The sequence below is a fragment of the Halorubrum sp. SP3 genome (assembly GCF_005435195.1).
Taxonomy (GTDB): Archaea; Halobacteriota; Halobacteria; order Halobacteriales; family Haloferacaceae; genus Halorubrum; species Halorubrum sodomense.
The window spans coordinates 1-541 of sequence record NZ_SGTU01000282.1 but is presented as its reverse complement, the minus strand read 5'-3'; the positions used below and the strand labels follow the sequence as shown (position 1 = coordinate 541).

General features: G+C 52.5%; 1 protein-coding gene. It reads left to right on the top strand.

All coding sequences use genetic code 11. From position 1 onward, the window contains the following. On the top strand, positions 1-541 hold a 541-nt coding region (locus EXE42_RS18905; RefSeq protein ID WP_158293765.1), incomplete at both ends, for a hypothetical protein.

The following is a 541-nucleotide window of genomic DNA, read 5'->3' as shown; positions in this document are numbered from 1 at the left end:
TAGACGACAACGGTGAACCTACTGGCGAACGCGCCGTGTTGTTCCGTGGGTACACCGCCGCCGTCGGCTCGACCGAAGGGACGAATCGTGCTCGGTTCCGCATCCACGATCCGAAGGACTTTCTTTCGGTGATTGATGCTGGCGTTTCGTTTAAGAAAGCAACACCGACAGACATCCTTCGGTATATTTCTAAAACGTTCGCGGACAATCAGCCCGTTTTCGATAGTGTTACCGTAGACGCGGACGCGACAAGTGGGCGACCACTTGTTGAGCAGATCCTTGATGATTTCACACTCGGAGACGCACTAAAACAAGCGATTAGTGACGAAACTATCGAAGACGAATTAACGTTCTCTACGAATCGTGACAAACTCGTTGACGTTCTCTCCTTGGTGACGGATGTAACTGACGCTCGCGTATGGTTCGAACCCGATGGGAAAAGTGGGGTTGTGCTCCGTGCTGTCAACGCAGATAGCCAGCAGTATGATCTCACACCCGAGTCAGCAGGCACACCACGGGTCATCGCGAACAACTGTCTGTA